The 15,060-nt window shown below is 53.2% G+C and carries 16 protein-coding genes; 4 read left to right on the forward strand and 12 right to left on the reverse strand.

Features of this window, described 5'->3' with window-relative positions:
• The first annotated feature begins 11 nt into the window (after positions 1-11).
• The 4 genes from AC6F7T_RS03860 to AC6F7T_RS03875 all read left to right on the forward strand — a co-directional run bounded on the left by AC6F7T_RS03860 (position 12) and on the right by AC6F7T_RS03875 (position 5,630).
• Positions 12-848 (forward strand): cell division protein FtsQ/DivIB, encoded by an 837-nt coding sequence (locus AC6F7T_RS03860; protein WP_500716666.1) that lies wholly within the window; start codon positions 12-14, stop codon positions 846-848.
• A gap of 15 nt (positions 849-863) precedes the next feature.
• On the forward strand, positions 864-2,093 hold the full coding sequence (ftsA, locus tag AC6F7T_RS03865) for a cell division protein FtsA (protein WP_500716667.1): 1,230 nt from the start codon (positions 864-866) through the stop codon (positions 2,091-2,093).
• 140 nt (positions 2,094-2,233) lie between these two features.
• Positions 2,234-3,418, forward strand: coding sequence for a cell division protein FtsZ (gene ftsZ, locus AC6F7T_RS03870; RefSeq protein ID WP_500716681.1), 1,185 nt, complete (start codon positions 2,234-2,236; stop codon positions 3,416-3,418).
• 490 nt (positions 3,419-3,908) lie between these two features.
• On the forward strand, positions 3,909-5,630 hold the full coding sequence (locus AC6F7T_RS03875) for a radical SAM protein (protein WP_500716668.1): 1,722 nt from the start codon (positions 3,909-3,911) through the stop codon (positions 5,628-5,630).
• Positions 5,631-5,792: 162 nt separating this feature from the next.
• Here AC6F7T_RS03875 and AC6F7T_RS03880 read toward each other — a convergent pair whose 3' ends face one another.
• The 12 genes from AC6F7T_RS03880 to AC6F7T_RS03935 all read right to left on the reverse strand — a co-directional run.
• Entirely contained in the window at positions 5,793-6,197 is a 405-nt protein-coding gene (locus AC6F7T_RS03880; protein ID WP_500716669.1) for a hypothetical protein, read from the reverse strand.
• Between the two features lie 63 nt (positions 6,198-6,260).
• On the reverse strand, positions 6,261-6,701 hold the full coding sequence (locus AC6F7T_RS03885; protein WP_500716670.1) for an MOSC domain-containing protein: 441 nt from the start codon (positions 6,699-6,701) through the stop codon (positions 6,261-6,263).
• A 5-nt stretch (positions 6,702-6,706) separates the two neighbouring features.
• Positions 6,707-7,684 carry a GTP 3',8-cyclase MoaA gene (gene moaA / locus AC6F7T_RS03890; RefSeq protein ID WP_500716682.1) on the reverse strand — a complete coding sequence of 326 codons (978 nt, stop codon included), beginning with the start codon at positions 7,682-7,684 and terminating at the stop codon, positions 6,707-6,709.
• Complete coding sequence (locus tag AC6F7T_RS03895) at positions 7,668-7,877, reverse strand: twin-arginine translocase TatA/TatE family subunit (RefSeq protein ID WP_500716671.1); 210 nt, start codon at positions 7,875-7,877, stop codon at positions 7,668-7,670. Before AC6F7T_RS03895 ends, moaA begins: the two co-directional genes overlap by 17 nt.
• A gap of 21 nt (positions 7,878-7,898) precedes the next feature.
• Positions 7,899-9,113 carry a molybdopterin-binding protein gene (locus AC6F7T_RS03900; protein WP_500716672.1) on the reverse strand — a complete coding sequence of 405 codons (1,215 nt, stop codon included), beginning with the start codon at positions 9,111-9,113 and terminating at the stop codon, positions 7,899-7,901.
• A gap of 39 nt (positions 9,114-9,152) precedes the next feature.
• Positions 9,153-9,491, reverse strand: coding sequence for a LysR family transcriptional regulator (locus AC6F7T_RS03905; RefSeq protein ID WP_500716673.1), 339 nt, complete (start codon positions 9,489-9,491; stop codon positions 9,153-9,155).
• The gene (gene mobB / locus AC6F7T_RS03910) at positions 9,488-9,994 is read right to left on the reverse strand and encodes a molybdopterin-guanine dinucleotide biosynthesis protein B (RefSeq protein ID WP_500716674.1); all 507 of its coding nucleotides are present in this window, start codon (positions 9,992-9,994) and stop codon (positions 9,488-9,490) included. Before mobB ends, AC6F7T_RS03905 begins: the two co-directional genes overlap by 4 nt.
• On the reverse strand, positions 9,991-10,599 hold the full coding sequence (mobA, locus tag AC6F7T_RS03915; protein WP_500716675.1) for an NTP transferase domain-containing protein: 609 nt from the start codon (positions 10,597-10,599) through the stop codon (positions 9,991-9,993). The genes mobB and mobA overlap by 4 nt, the downstream gene beginning before the upstream one ends.
• A gap of 24 nt (positions 10,600-10,623) precedes the next feature.
• The gene (locus AC6F7T_RS03920; RefSeq protein WP_500716676.1) at positions 10,624-11,562 is read right to left on the reverse strand and encodes a 4Fe-4S binding protein; all 939 of its coding nucleotides are present in this window, start codon (positions 11,560-11,562) and stop codon (positions 10,624-10,626) included.
• 9 nt (positions 11,563-11,571) lie between these two features.
• Positions 11,572-12,204 (reverse strand): molecular chaperone TorD family protein, encoded by a 633-nt coding sequence (locus tag AC6F7T_RS03925; protein ID WP_500716677.1) that lies wholly within the window; start codon positions 12,202-12,204, stop codon positions 11,572-11,574.
• 93 nt (positions 12,205-12,297) lie between these two features.
• Positions 12,298-13,086 carry a 4Fe-4S dicluster domain-containing protein gene (locus tag AC6F7T_RS03930; protein ID WP_500716678.1) on the reverse strand — a complete coding sequence of 263 codons (789 nt, stop codon included), beginning with the start codon at positions 13,084-13,086 and terminating at the stop codon, positions 12,298-12,300.
• Between the two features lie 38 nt (positions 13,087-13,124).
• A partial coding sequence (locus tag AC6F7T_RS03935) for a molybdopterin dinucleotide binding domain-containing protein (RefSeq protein ID WP_500716680.1) occupies positions 13,125-15,060 on the reverse strand: 1,936 nt, incomplete at its 5' end.

Genomic DNA, 15,060 nt, shown 5'->3' on the forward strand with positions numbered 1-15,060 from the left:
CCATGCACGACATGAAGAGACAAAACGCCGGCAAAAAGGTGCGTAACAACCGCCGCAAAAAGAAGAAAAAGCCGCTGAATCTGCGTTATCTTCTGCGCCGCTGTTTGCGTGTTGGGGTTGGTGTTTTCAGTGTTGTGTTAGTTGTCGCTGGTGGTTTTTTTCTGGTGCAATTGCTCCTGGCCTCAGACCAGTTTCGTATTGATACGATTCGTGTTGAAGGAAATCAGCGTTTGTGTGAGCAGACCCTGGTGGCCCTTTCTGATGTGCAGCCGGGAATGTCAACGTTCAGCCTGGATCTGGATTTGATCGGGCGCAAGATTGCAGAAAACCCCTGGGTCAAGGATGCGCGCATTCAGCGAATTTTCCCGCGCCAGGTCAGTATCCGCATCGTGGAACGCCAGCCGGTTGCGATTGTCAATCTGGGGTACCTCTATTATCTGGATACTCATGGTGTTGTATTCAAGCTGCTTGATGGCGGTGACAGTCTCGATTATCCGGTGATTACCGGTTTTGATGCAGCGCAACTTGAATCGGGCCGGCAGAAAGATCGTTTGCAGTTGCTGGAGGTGGTGGCTCTGGTTAGGGAACTTGGATCGCGTTCACAGTTCGGACTGGATAAGATCTCGGAAGTGCACAGGGAGGCCGGTGGCGGTTTGTCTGTTTATACTTTGGAGGACGGGGTGAGGATCCGATTGGGGAGTAACAACTACAACGAAAAACTGGATCGCCTGGAACGCATCTATGCGTTACTGAAACCAAAAATGAAGATGCTCGATTATATCGATTTAAACGTAGATGAAAAAGTCATAGTGCGCATTGAACAGCCGGATAGAGCGGCAAAAAGCTGATACCAAGGGGGTGTCATGAGTAAAAAGAGTGATAATTTGATCGTTGGCCTGGATATTGGAACAACAAAAATCTGCTGTATTGTCGGTCACATGGCAGAGGATGGTCTGGAAGTGGTGGGGATTGGTACCAGTCCATCGCGGGGAATGCGCAAAGGGGTTGTGATCAATATTGAATCCACCGTTGCTGCTATCCGCAAAGCGATTCGTGAAGCAGAATTGATGGCCGGGTGTGAAATTAAATCGGTTTTTACCGGAATTGCCGGAGGCCATATTCGCGGTATGAACTCGCAGGGGGTCATCGCTATTAAAAACCGGGAGGTGACCAGTGATGACCTGCAGCGTGTCATCGATGCTGCCAAGGCCATTGCGATTCCGATGGATCGGGAGGTGCTGCATATCCTGCCGCAGGAATTCATTATCGACGATCAGGATGGTATTCGTGAGCCGTTAGGCATGAGTGGCGTGCGCCTTGAAGCCAAAGTGCACATTGTTACCGGAGCCGTGGCCAGCGCCCAGAACATTATCAAAAGCTGTAATCGTGCCGGTGTTGATGTTGCCGATATCGTCCTGGAACAGCTGGCCAGCAGTGAGGCGGTCCTGTCAGCGGATGAAAAAGAGCTAGGGGTAGCGCTGGTAGATATTGGCGGAGGCACTGCCGACATCGCGATTTATTCCGATGGTGCCATCAAACACACTTCAGTGCTGTCGATTGGTGGTGATCATCTGACCAACGATATTGCCGTTGGTTTGCGCACCCCCATGGCCGAGGCGGAAAAAATAAAACAAGCTTACGGTTGCTGTCTGACCTCCATGGTCGGTAAGGATGAAACCATCGAGGTGCCTTCGGTAGGTGGACGTGAGCCGCGGATTTTGTCGCGGCAATTGCTGGCCGAAATTCTCGAGCCCCGGGTTGAGGAAATGTTTTCTCTGATCAACCGGGAGATCATCAAGAGTGGTTACGACGAGCTGATTGCCTCTGGTGTTGTTATTACCGGTGGCACCGCCATTTTACCCGGCATGCCGGAGCTGGCCGAACAGATTTTTAATCTACCGGTGCGGCGAGGGACGCCGGTGGATATTGGTGGTCTTGCTGACGTCGTTAATTCGCCTATTTACGCGTCAGGGGTAGGGTTGGTGAAGTACGGCAGCATGAACAGTCAGGCACAGAAATTCAAGGTTGGGGAAGACAACATGTTTGAACGGGTGTCGAAACGTTTGAAAGATATGTTCAGCGACTTTTTCTGATAAGTAATTATATATAAGTTATTTGTAAAAAAGACTATAGTTTGCTAAGTTAGGCAAAATTAGATAACCAGCTTCTGTGATCGCGGAGTGAGCGGGAGCGCAACGACAGGGAGGCAGTTATGCCTATTCAAGAGGGAGTCATGTTTCAGTTCGAGGAAAGTCTGGATCAGGCAGCCAAAATCAAGGTGATCGGCGTCGGTGGTGGCGGAGGTAATGCAGTTAACACGATGATTCGCAACCATGTTGAAGGCGTTGATTTTCTGGTTGCCAATACCGATGCCCAGGCTTTGCGGCGCAGCGAAGCAACGATGAAAATTCAGCTCGGTGGTAACCTGACCAAGGGTCTTGGAGCCGGAGCCAATCCGGAAATTGGGCGTCAGGCTGCTGAGGAAGATATCAAGCGTCTGGTCGAACTCTTTACCGGTGCGGATATGATTTTTATTGCCGCCGGCATGGGGGGTGGTACCGGGACCGGGGCTGCACCTATCATTGCCAGGGCAGCAAAGGAAGCGGGAGCCCTGACCGTTGGTGTGGTTACCAGGCCCTTCACTCGTGAGGGCAAGCAGCGCATGACTAGAGCAGATGCCGGCATTGCTGCTTTACGCGAGGTTGTCGATTCGCTGGTCGTGGTACCAAACGATCGGCTGCTCGGTCTGGCCGGAAAAAATATGAGCATTCTCGATGCGTTCAAGCCGGCCGATGATGTCTTGCGCCAGGCAGTACAAGGGATTTCCGACCTGATTACCACCGAGGGGATGATCAACGTCGACTTTGCTGACGTGCGAACCGTTATGAGTAACCGCGGTATGGCGATGATGGGAATCGGCATCGCTGAGGGTGAACGCCGTGCCGCAGAGGCTGCCTACAGTGCCATCAGTAGTCCACTGCTTGAAGAGGTTGATATTTCCGGAGCCATGGGTGTTCTGGTAAATATTTCCGGCTCATCGAGTATGACTATGGAAGAGTTTGAAGAGGCATCAACCATCATCCATGAAAAAGTTCATGAGGACGCCAACATCATCGTTGGTCTGGTGATTGATGAGAGTCTGGGTGAAAAAATCAAGATTACGGCCATCGCTACCGGTTTTGGAGAGCAGTTCGAAGTGAAGGGCAAAGACACTGAGACTGTTGATGTGCAGCGTGCACCTTATGTGCCGCCAGTGGTTAGACACAAGCGCGATCTAGATGTGCCGACTCACATCCGTAATCAACAGAATGAACTCTATGGCCGCCGCAGCCGCGAACTGCCGAGCCAGAATCGCGATCTGTTTGTTGATGATGAACAGTTTGATATCCCGACCTTTCTACGTCGTCGGGTTGATTGATCATTGATTTAAATTTTTCAGGTTGGATCTTGTCTCCACTGTGGTAATTGAGGGGGGGATTATAACCGACGATGACGTTCGTTTCTTTGCTTGTCTTGCAAAAAGGTTAGTATCTGTTCAGCAACGGATCGGGGGTCCTATGTCAAGGGACGCTTTTCGTCATCCATGACCGCTTGTTGTCGCCATCCATGGCGACAAACACCCTTGTCACAGGCCCCCCGACCCTGCGCAAGGGCATAGCTGAATAGTTACAAAGGTTAACCCTCTGGCAGACAACTTTGTTGCGCCTGCTTCAAGAGCAGACGTTTTTTGTAATTGCTGATGTGATGCATGCCGGTTCTCCGCCCGGCGGATGTACAGCGTTTCTGTACCTTGTAGTTGTATCCCGACGACTCCCTCGTCCAGGGCCATCTTGTATGGCCCTTTTTTTTGATTATTTTAAAATCTCGAAACGTTCTCTTCGGCGCCATTTGGGTGTATAACTGCTGCCATGGCCAATAAAACCCTTTCTTCCAATCAACTGCGCCGCACTGCCGAAATCGGTACCCGCTATCATTCGTGGAACGAAGGGCGTTACCGTATTGCCCTGGTTTATCCCAATGGCTATCAGCAGGGGATGGGCAATCTCGGTTTTCAGACGGTGTATCATCTGATCAATCAGCGCGATGATTGTCTGTGTGAACGGTTTTTTTTGCCGGAGGCATCCGGCGCGAATCAACTCCCCCCCCCCCTGTCTCTTGAGTCTGATCGTCCTTTACGGGACTTTGATTTGATTGCCCTGTCCATCTCGTTTGAGAATGATTATCTCCATCTGCCGGCCATTTTTGCTGCCGGCAACATCCCTCTCTTTGCCGCTCAACGCCAACCCGCCGATCCCCTGGTATTATTTGGCGGCGTTTGTGCCTTCATCAATCCTGAACCTATAGCTGAGATTGTCGACCTGATTGCTGTTGGTGAGGCCGAGCCCATTCTGCCTTTGCTCCTCGATACCTTACATACTGCCATGCAACAAACATCTTTACCGCGCAATGAGCTGTTGCTCGCCCTGGCACAGCTGCCGGGTGTCTATGTTCCGCAGTTTTATCAGCCGCTTTACACCACAGAGGGAATTACTTATCAGCGCAATGCTGCTGTCCCCAAAACCATCAGGCGTCAATATTTGCAGGATCTTGACAGCTCTGCCAGTCGTACTTACGTCCAGTCTGAAGCTGCCGGGTTCGGCCACATGGCGCTGGTTGAGGTGTCGCGCGGTTGTTCGCGCGGATGTCGTTTCTGTGCTGCCGGTTTTGTTTACCTGCCACCGCGTGAACGCAGCTTGGATAATCTGCTGCAGCAGGTTGACGAGGGGTTATGTCAGCGCAACCGGATCGGGCTGGTTGCCGCTGCTATCGCCGATTATTCCCAGGTTTTGCCGCTGCAACAGGGGATAGTTGATCGTGGTGGCGAGATTTCCGTATCAAGTTTGCGTCTTGATGCCATCGATGCAAAGGCCGTTGCACTGCTGAATGAGGCAGGTCATGCAAGCGTCGCTATAGCACCGGAAGCCGGCAGTCAACGACTGCGTGATGTCATCAATAAGGGCTTGAGTGAGGAACAGATTCTTGCGGCAGTGCAATTGCTGACGGATGGTGGAATTAAACACCTGAAGCTGTATTTTCTGATTGGATTGCCGTTTGAACAGATGACTGATATCGAAGCTATCATTGCTCTGGTGCAACGGATCGTCGCTATTCGTCTGGCCAGTGGCAAGGCCCGCGGCCACATGGGCAACCTGACGGTCAGTGTTAACCCCTTTATCCCCAAGCCCTTTACCCCTTTTCAATGGGCGGGAATGGAGGGGGAAAAATCGCTGAAGAAAAAAGGGCGAATGTTGCAGTCGGCGTTCAGTCGAATTCCCAATACCCGCTTTATGATGGAGTCGGTGCGTCTGGCGACCCTTCAGGCGTTCCTGTCGCGCGGCGATCGCCGCATCGCCGCTATGCTGCCGGAATTAGCCACAGGGGGAAACTTACGGCAACTTTGCGCTGCAGCTAAATTTCCGTTGCTGGATGAGTTAACGCGGGAGCGTGGACAGGATGAAGCTTTCGCCTGGGAAATTATCGATTCCGGGGTGCGACGCGAGTATCTGTGGCGAGAATATCAGCGTGCAGCAGGGCAACATTTAACCCCACCCTGTGCCCCTGGGTGCTGTCGTTGCGGCGTTTGCAGCTGATTGGGATGAAACAGTATCAGAATAGCATTCACCACTGAGGCACTGAGCAATTCTTAAAAACCCCTGAGCTTCTCTGTGGCTCGGTGCCTCTAGTGAGTGAAGCGAACGGGTGGTGAAATTTTTTGCTTTTTACCGCAAGCGAAGTTGATAGCCAGAAATTTTTTACGGGGTGATATTGCGCTTCTGCAGCTCCAGGCGTACCCGGTTAAGGTGGGCGCGCAGATCGGCCCCTGATTCCGGTTGCCCGATCGGGGTACTGACACCAACCCCGGCGCCAACGGAGCTGCGACCGCCATAGCTGCCCAAACCGAAACCGAGACTGACGGACGGAGATGAACGGCGTTGTTCCGTCACACTGATCTGATCTTCTACCTCATAAAAATGTAACAGCAGGGCATCATTATCGAGCTGCTGGTAGTCGGTGGCCATCAGTTCCTGGGTTCTGGCTGCGTGGGTTGAACAGCCGGCAAGGGCCACCAGCAGGGGCAGCAGAACAAGATACAGCCCCAATGTCGCCAAACTGGAACGCGAACGATGGCATTGCAGATGGGATGTCGGGGATAGCATTCTGGTCTCCTTGCAAAGATTGATACACTTTTAAGTATAGCAGTCAAGGCTTCCCGGCTTATATTAACTGCCGCTTAATACCCGCAGTTGTGACCCCGGAGTAATCTCACCGCCATGTAATACCCTGGCAAAAATCCCCTCCTTGGGCATGACACAGTCACCGGCCTGATAGTAAATCGCGCAACGGGTGTGGCACTCCTTGCCGATCTGGGTCACTTCAAGCAGGGTCTCGCCAATTTGAAGCCGGGTTCCAATAGGCAGAGCAGGCAGATTCACCCCGCGGGTGGTGATGTTTTCGGCAAAATCGCCATTATCGACATCCAGCCCCATTTTGCGCATTTTATCGATGCTTTCCTTGGCCAATAAACTAACCTGACGGTGCCAGTCGCCGGCATGGACATCGCCGACAATGCCATGATTCTCGCGCAGCAGAACCTTGTCAACGGGGGTTTTGCGATCACCTTTAGCGGTGCTGACACAAACCGCGATAATCTCGCCAATCATGCTGTTTATCCTCCTATGCTGGCCATGGAAAATGGGGTAGTAGAATCGGGATCTGTGCCCAATCGATGATGTTCAGGCTTGCCACAGATCACCTTTTTCAAGGTGTCGATCAGTGCGGTACGCTGACGGACACCTAGGAGGGAGCGCAGATCGGTCACCTCATTCGACATCAGGCAACTTTTGGCCTGTCCTGTTGAGGTCACGCGGATGCGGTTGCAGGAGCCACAGAAATGTTCGCTCATCGGGGTAATGATGCCAATGGTACCGGCGGCACCGGCAATCCGGTAAGGGCGCGCCGGGCCACAGAGAAGATCAGTCGTGAGAGGCTGCAACTGGTAATGCGTATGTAATAGCGCAAGAATATCCGCGCCGCTGATAATCCGTTGTTGCCAGTGTTGTTCGCGAATTGTCGGCATATATTCGATAAAGCGCACCGACCAGGGATGATCTGTGGATAATGCGGCAAAATCGAGCAGCTCATGGTCATTGACCCCGCGCATGGCTACCATATTAAGCTTGATTTTCATGCCGATTTGTTCGGCTTTATCGATACCGGCCAGGACCCGACTGAGATCACCGCCCCGGGTAATTTCCTTAAAGGTAGAAGGGTTAAGGGAATCGAGGCTGATATTAAGTCGTTTGACACCAGTGTCACATAATGCCTGGGCATAGTCGGCCAACAGGATGCCGTTGGTTGTCAGGGCAATTTCTTCAATCCCCTCCAGGGCGGCAAGCTGTTGCAAGAAGCCGATCACACCTTTACGGACCAGGGGCTCACCGCCGGTGACGCGCACCTTGCGGATTCCCAGGGTAGTGGCAGCAGCAACAATACGCAGCATTTCATCATAACGGAGGATTTCGTCATGTTGCCGGTGCTCGATGCCCTCAGTCGGCATACAGTAAAGGCAGCGCAGATTGCAGCGATCAGTGATCGACAGGCGCAAGTAACTGATGTTACGTCCAAAGCTATCCTTCATGGTGATCTGCTTGCGATTCGGATTTTTTCTTGTCACCTAGGTCAGCAAGGTCGATTTCCTGAGCCTCACTCACTCCTTTTTTAAAGTTGCGTATCCCCTTGCCCAGGGCTTCCCCAACCTGGGGGAGTTTGCCCGCACCAAAAATAACCATGACCAGTACCAGAATAATCAGCAGTTCCTGTGTTCCCAGACCAAACATGATGTGCTCCTTTAATTCAAGTTAAGAGGTTTTTTGACCAAGCGGCAGATGCAGCATAATTACTTCGACCATCTCTCCGGCTGCTATTGGAGGGGAGTCGATGGGCAGGGGAAACAGTGCCTGTGCCCCAATGGCACTGCGGTTCTGGCCCGAGCCCTGGCGTTCAGACGGCAGAAACTGCAGTTCGCCGGCGACAATATTCAGATTACCCCAGAGAAAATGCAGGCGTTTGCCCCCGGCTTTAATTGCTGTCGCCAGCTTGACCTTGAGGTTGGAAGAAAAAGGTTGGCGATGGCCGCTTAGCATGCGCAGGGCCGGCCGGGCATACAATTGATAGGTAGCAGCGGATGCCCCCGGATTGCCCGGCAGGCCAAAAACCGGCTGCCGGCCAATCATGCCGAACAGGGTTGGTTTGCCGGGCTTGGTGGCAACCTGCCAGAAGATGGTTTTAAAACCAATATTACTCAAGGTTTGCTGGACCAGATCGCGATCGCCAACGGAAACTCCACCGGTGGTGATCAGCATGTCAGCATCCAGTCCTTGACGCAGGCAGGCCTCAAGTTCTCCCGGTTGATCTTTGGCGATGCCAAGCAGAACAGGAGTAAAGCCGTCCTGACGTAAACAGGCAGCAAGCAGGTGAGCATTGGAGTTGATGATCTTACCGTTGTCTGGTGTTTCACCAAGTTCGACCAGCTCGTCGCCGGTGGAGAGAATTGCAACGCATGGGGCCGGATAGATGGTAACTTCAGCAATGCCTGCCGAGGCCAGCATGCCAATAGCCGCCGGGTCGAGTTGTTGGCCCTGGGAGAGAATTTTTTCACCGGCCTTGAGTTCTTCACCGCGATAGCGAACATTGGTGCCGCATGGCAGTTGCTTGCGCAGGCGAATCCGGTTGTTCCCCTGGTGTTCAGTATCTTCCATCGGAACGACCGTGTCACAGTCTGCCGGCAGCGGCGCACCGGTCATGATGCGAATCGCTTCACCTTCTTCAATCGTTGCTGAAAAGCTACCACCGGCCGGTAGAAAACCGACCTCGGTCAGGCCGCCGTCAACGCTGCCGGAAAAGGCATAGGCATAGCCGTCCATGGCTGAATTATCGGCGGGGGGTAACTCAAGCTTTGAATATACATCTGCAGCCAGAACGCACCCCAAACCTTCGGCCAGTGGCACTTGCACCGGTGACAATGGGGTGATGTTGTCAGCAATGGCTTTTATGGCTTGCTGGTAATCAATCACTGCTGTTCTCCTTGTTGATCAATTTCTGTGTTATCTTGTTCAGGCTTTAAAAACCTGATCAAATTTTTCATCGATTACCTGGTGCAGGCCTTCTTGCACATCATCAAATTTACTGAGTAATTCCCTGGCCTGCGGGGTGATGACGGAGCGTCCGCCGCCGCTTCCACCCTTCTCACGCTCGACCATGGGGATGCCGTGTTTTTCCATCTCCTGCACCTGACTCCAGGCCTTGCGGTAGGAGATGCCAAGTTGCTGGGAGGCGGCATTGATCGAACCCGTGGCGGCAATAGCGCGCAGCAGGCGCAGACGGCCACCACCGAGAAAGGGTCGGTCGTTGATCTCAAGCCAGATCTTGCTACGGATGCGGATATCGGTCATGACAGAAACCTCTTGACGATCAAATCGCAGAGCCCGGTCGTGTCATTGATGTCAAACACCGGCACATCCAGCTCAAGGTGTTCATCCGATGCCACAGCAAACAGGTTGGGATCATGTTGTTCACCACGACACAGCAGCGTGGCGCTGCGCTCGCGTCGATGAACTTCGATTTTCGGCATGCTGCTGCGCTTAAACCCCTCGGTCAGAACAATATCGACATCCTGGCAATAGGTAGCGACAGTGTCATCAAGGTTCGGCTCACTATTGCCATGCTGTTTGACCATGGCAATTTTGGCCGGTGAGGTGATGAGCATGGTGTCAGCCCCGGCCTGGGTCAGGCGCCAGGAGTCTTTTCCCTGGTGATCGATGCTGAAACTGTGGGCATCGTGCTTGATCGCGCCGACGCGAAACCCGCGCCTTTTCATTTCGGCAATCAATTTTTCCAGCAGGGTGGTTTTGCCGGTGCCGCTTTTGGCAACGATAGAAACAACGGGTGGCGTCATTGTACCTCTCTCGTCAGAAGAGCAAGATCCGCTGGAGAATTCAGATTGGTCATTGAGCGTTCCCATCCGATCGGCATCTCGCAGGATTCAACAAGGCGTATGTGGATGCGGTCATAAAAGTCGTAAATTCGGTAATTCTCGGCACGCAGCATCTGTTCCATGACCGGCAGACAACTTTTGTGGTAAAGGGCAAAAACCGGTTCAAAGCCCTTGGTCGTGCGCGGCACGACGGCTTCATAACCATTCCGGTAGGGCAGCAGATGGCGGATCAGGAATGGATCTGGTGCGGCCAGGTCGCATGGAATGACAAAAATCCAGGGCGTCCGGGCAGCGCACAAACCGCCATGGATACCACCCAGGGCGCTACCGGGATATTTGTCAGTAAAACAGGGGATTGTCTCGGAAGCCAGATCAGGTCGATCTCCGGCGATCAGGACCCGTTTGAAAATGCCGGACAAGGCATCGTGAGCACGGTCAAACAGGGTGCGCCCGGTGAGGGTGAGGGTGGCCTTGTCGCGGCCCATGCGGCGGCTGTGGCCACCGGCAAGGATCACCCCGGTAATGTCGCTGTGGTCAGAAGTTTGTTGGTTGTGCGAAATTTGCATAACGCCTGTCCAAAAAAACACGCCCTAGGGCGTGGCAACAGTGATTGCTGATTGACGACAGAATTCTACACAAAGAGAACAGGCAGTACAACGGTCTTTATTGACCTCCGGTTTGTTGCCACGAATATCCGGGGTCGACAGCGCGCCGGTTGGACAAATGCCGACGCAGGCGGTGCAGCCACGGCAATCGGCGACAAAGGTCAGTTCCGGCAGAATCTTCGTGTCGGTCATTTCCCGCACGGCGGAAGACACCTTGCCGAGTTGCAGCAGGAGTTGACGGGTCAAGGGTATGCTTTTTTTGCCGTAACTGCTGGAAGTTGTGTTGAGACGCAGCCGATTGACCAGGGACGACCCGGTCTGGCGTGAACGGCGATTGAGAAAGTTAAAAAACTCGCGGCGTGAGCAACTTTTTTCGCGGTAATCAAGCTCTGGTGCTGACTCAATCACTTTAACAGCGCCGGGTAAGCCCTGTGCCAGTTCAGTAACTTGTTTAGCTGATTGCTGTAGTGCCGGTAAAATGCGACAGTTTTCGCAGGTTGCACAGGCTGACGCATTGAGACGCAGTTCCTTCCCCAGCGCCAGTTGCAGTACCAGTAGCAGCTGCGGATCAGCGAGTAACCCCAGACAGGGAACCCGCGCATGCCCCTGCGTCTGTGGGTTAAAGGAGCAGGCCAGCAAAGGGTTATCGACTTCATCAAGACGTTGGAGCAGGGCGCTTGGGTGCAGCTGATTGCTGGTCAACGCATCAGTTGGGCATCCTCCGGCGCAGAGCAGGCAGCCGCTGCATTTTTCCTGATTCCAGTGCAAGCCGGTTTCCGACCAGCTCATGGCGCCCGTGGTACAGACCGCAAAACAGTTGCGACAACTGGAAGAAGACAATCGGTGGCGCAGACAGCGACCACGCTCGATCTGCAGGGTGTCCTGGGGGGTGAGAAGTTTAAAGGCGGTGCTCTGCAGCATCATGTTGTCAACCTAGGCCGCTGATTTTTGTGCGTTGATAAAGCGCTGGGTCAGATCGGCAAGGTGGCGGTAATAGTCGCATTGCGTGTTGTTGCGCAGTCTGCCACAGAAGTCATCAATCCAGTGGCCGATGTGATCATCGATAAAGGTCTGACGGCGCTGCTGCCACTCGGCCTGTTCCGCAGAACGTTGTTCAACCATAGCCAGGGACTCATTGTAGCAGAGCAAATAGAGGAATTCGAGTTCAACGGTTATATGGTCAGGAACTTCCTTAAAATCAGCAGTAATGGCAAACTCGGCATCACGGTAACGGACGATGACATCCATGGTCGAGTCTCCCATGAGGATTTTTGGCCCATCAAGGTAGACCGATCCATAAGGGTGTGCCAGCAGCTCATCCGGGCCGACAAAAAGTTTGGCGTAATCGATCAGTAGATCCTGCTCAGGCGCTGCTTCAAGGCAGGTTGCCAGGGCATCGGCAAGATGAGCCGAGTCGGGGAGGCACAACTCAAGGGCTTCACGCAGCTGAATAAACAGGCCTTCTTCGAGGAGCATGTTTTTATCCGGCTCATAATAACAGGCAGAAAGCAGACGAAATGCATCAGCCGTAGCAGCGATTTTATCCATGAGGGCAGTAGCGGTCACAAATGTCTCCCGAATTAGAGGTAGTGGATTGATTGAGTAAAAAGCCGCAGACGAAACACTCTTCGTTTGCGGCTTTTTCTACAGGTAAATTAGTTACTTGCGCGCTGAATAGGTGCGGATGTAATAAATATTAGGTCCGACACCGTTTTCATTAGCGGCCAGAAATTCGCCCTTATTGTTTTTCAGGCGACGTCCACCATACTGTTTAACCAACTTGGCGGCATCGCTGTGAGGATCGTCGAGGTCTCCGGCAACGCGGGCACTGGATGGACAGACATCGGTACAGTAGGGCTTCATCCCGTTTTCAATGCGATGGTCGCAGAGGATACATTTTTCCACCACGCCAGCAGTTCTGATATTTTTATAGTCAGGATGGCCGTAATTCGTGGCATGCGGTGGTGTGAACCCTGCTTTTTTTGCGATTTCCGCACCGGAAGTGGTGCAGCCCTTGATGATTTCGGTTTTATCTTGATAAGCCGCGTGGATGGTTTTACCGAAATCATTGAAGCTGATAACGCTGTAGTCATTGGACCCTTGTGCCACGTCATTCTGACTGTAGGGGCAGGCATACTGACAGGCACGACATCCGATACAGCGCTCCTGATTGTGAATCGTCATCCCTTTGGCGTTCTTGTGCATTGCTTTGGGAGTAACCGGACATGCTTTCACGCAGGGTGCGTCGGTACAGTGGTTGCAGAGCACCGGTAGCATCTCGAACTTGACGTTGGGGAACTTCCCGGAAACGACGGTCCTGTAGTCCGCCCAGTTATGGGTCTGACCGTCGGCACGGTCGTCCGTATTGTTTTCGGTTTTGCACCCGAGGCCACAGGCGCCGCAGCCGGTGCACTTGTGCAGGTCGATAACCATTCCGTATCTTGCCATCTATTTATCTCCTATTTAAGTATAAGGGTATCGTCAGATCAGGCTTTTTCAATCTTGAGGCCAGTGTGACCGCCGTTACGGGCGGTAGCACCGCTCAAACGATCGTAGTCATCGGGCATGATCTCATTGAAGTTAGCTCCGCGAGGAATGGCCTTGGCAAAATCCTTGGCAGCGACGCGACCCATGGCGTGGTGACCCTGACCATAGCACTTGGCGACGACGCCGGGGCGGACACCCTCCCACAGGCGGGCTTTGACCTTCAGACTGCCCACTATTGAGGTTACCTTGACCATATCACCATCCTTGATGCCAAGTCTGGCGGCGTCAGTCGGGTTGAGCTGGATGACATCCTGCTCATTGACATCACCCGGATCGCACTGCTTGAAGCTATGATACCAGGTGTTGTTGGCACTGCGACCTTCACGGTTGAAGCGCGACTTCATGTCGATCAGGTCGAATGGATAGTCACTCCTGCTACCGTTGCGCTTGGGCGACTCATAATGGGGGACAAAAGCCAACTCGCCGCGAGCTTCATAGTTGGTGACTTCCATGACCTTGTCGATGCTGACCTTGTGTTTTTCAGCGTGAGCGGTCAGACCCTTCTTCAGGGTTTCGCTATAGAATTCAAACTTCTTGGTCTCAGTTTTGAAACCATCTGCCCATTTCTTGCGGAAGATGAATTTAGGCGAGTTGACCACGCCCTTGGCGCGGAAATCTTCCCAGCCGTTGGGGCGGTCACCCTTGTAGTCCTTGCTCTCGGCCGGATCCCAGGCTTTTTGACTGCGGATCTTGGTGGCATAGATGGCAAACTCCATGCTGTTTGTCGGTTCCTTGCCTGTTTCCGGATCCTTATAGGATTTCACCCACTGGAGCATGTTGGGGAAACCCTTGGCGTTGAGTTTCTCCGCCAGCAGCCAGGTGACTTCTGTTTCGATGCCTTTGACATCAAACATCCGATCGATGACCGGTTGTTGGATGGAGATGTGACCGTGAAGGTTGGCTTTGCTGCGTACTACGGTCCAGTCTTCAGAATGGTGCAGAGCGGAAGGGAGTACGATGTCAGCAAAATAGGTCATCTCAGAGAACATGGGCACACAGTGGATAAAGAAGGGAACCTTGGTCATCGCCTTGTCCCAACGAGCGCCCTCGGTGCCGGAGAAGTTGACATTCTGGAAGTAGGACAGGGCGACCTTGATATCGTAGGGGTCTTCGGCCAGGATGGCGTTGGCAACGTTATTGAGAACAACACCGGAGCCGGGCTTGTATCTGGCCATAGCCGGCAAGGTCAGGGTGCCACGTTGATCGATTTTCTTGTTTTTCGCACCTGCGGCAGCAACGGGATCCTGAAAATCGTTGTACTTCGGATAGCTGCTGGAGGGAGCGCCCATGCCGGTGCAGAGTCCCCCTTCGCTATCGGTAGCACCAACCAGGCCGTTGAGGGCGTGCATGGTCATTGCGGCATAGGTGCCGCGGGGCTGCATATTCGGGCCAAACCAGACGGCGCACTGGGGAGCAGCCTGAGCAAATTCTTTGGCGATGCGCTCAATCTGTGCCTGATCGACACCAGCTTCTTTGGCGGCCCATGCCGGATCTGAATCTTTCAGCGCCAGGTTCCACCACTTGACCAGACCGTGGGTCAGTTTCTCATCGAAGTCGGCTTCATTGACGGTTGCACCTTTGACAAAGCGGTTTTTGCCGTCCTTGAAGTCACCGACGAACTCCTTGCTCCACATACCATTGACCAGAATATAATGCGCCAGGGCGGAGGCGACAGCGCCGTCCGTTGAAGGTTTGACCGGCATCCATTCATGCGCCTTGGCGGCGGTGTTATTCATGCGCGGATCAATAACAGCAACCTTGCCGTTTTCCATGACCTTGTTCATCTTGCGGATGGCGTTGGGGATCTGACGGTTGGAAGACATGGGGTCACAGGCCCAGACAATCAGATACTTCATGTTGTCGAGATCGTAATCA

This window comes from Pelovirga sp., assembly GCF_059864205.1.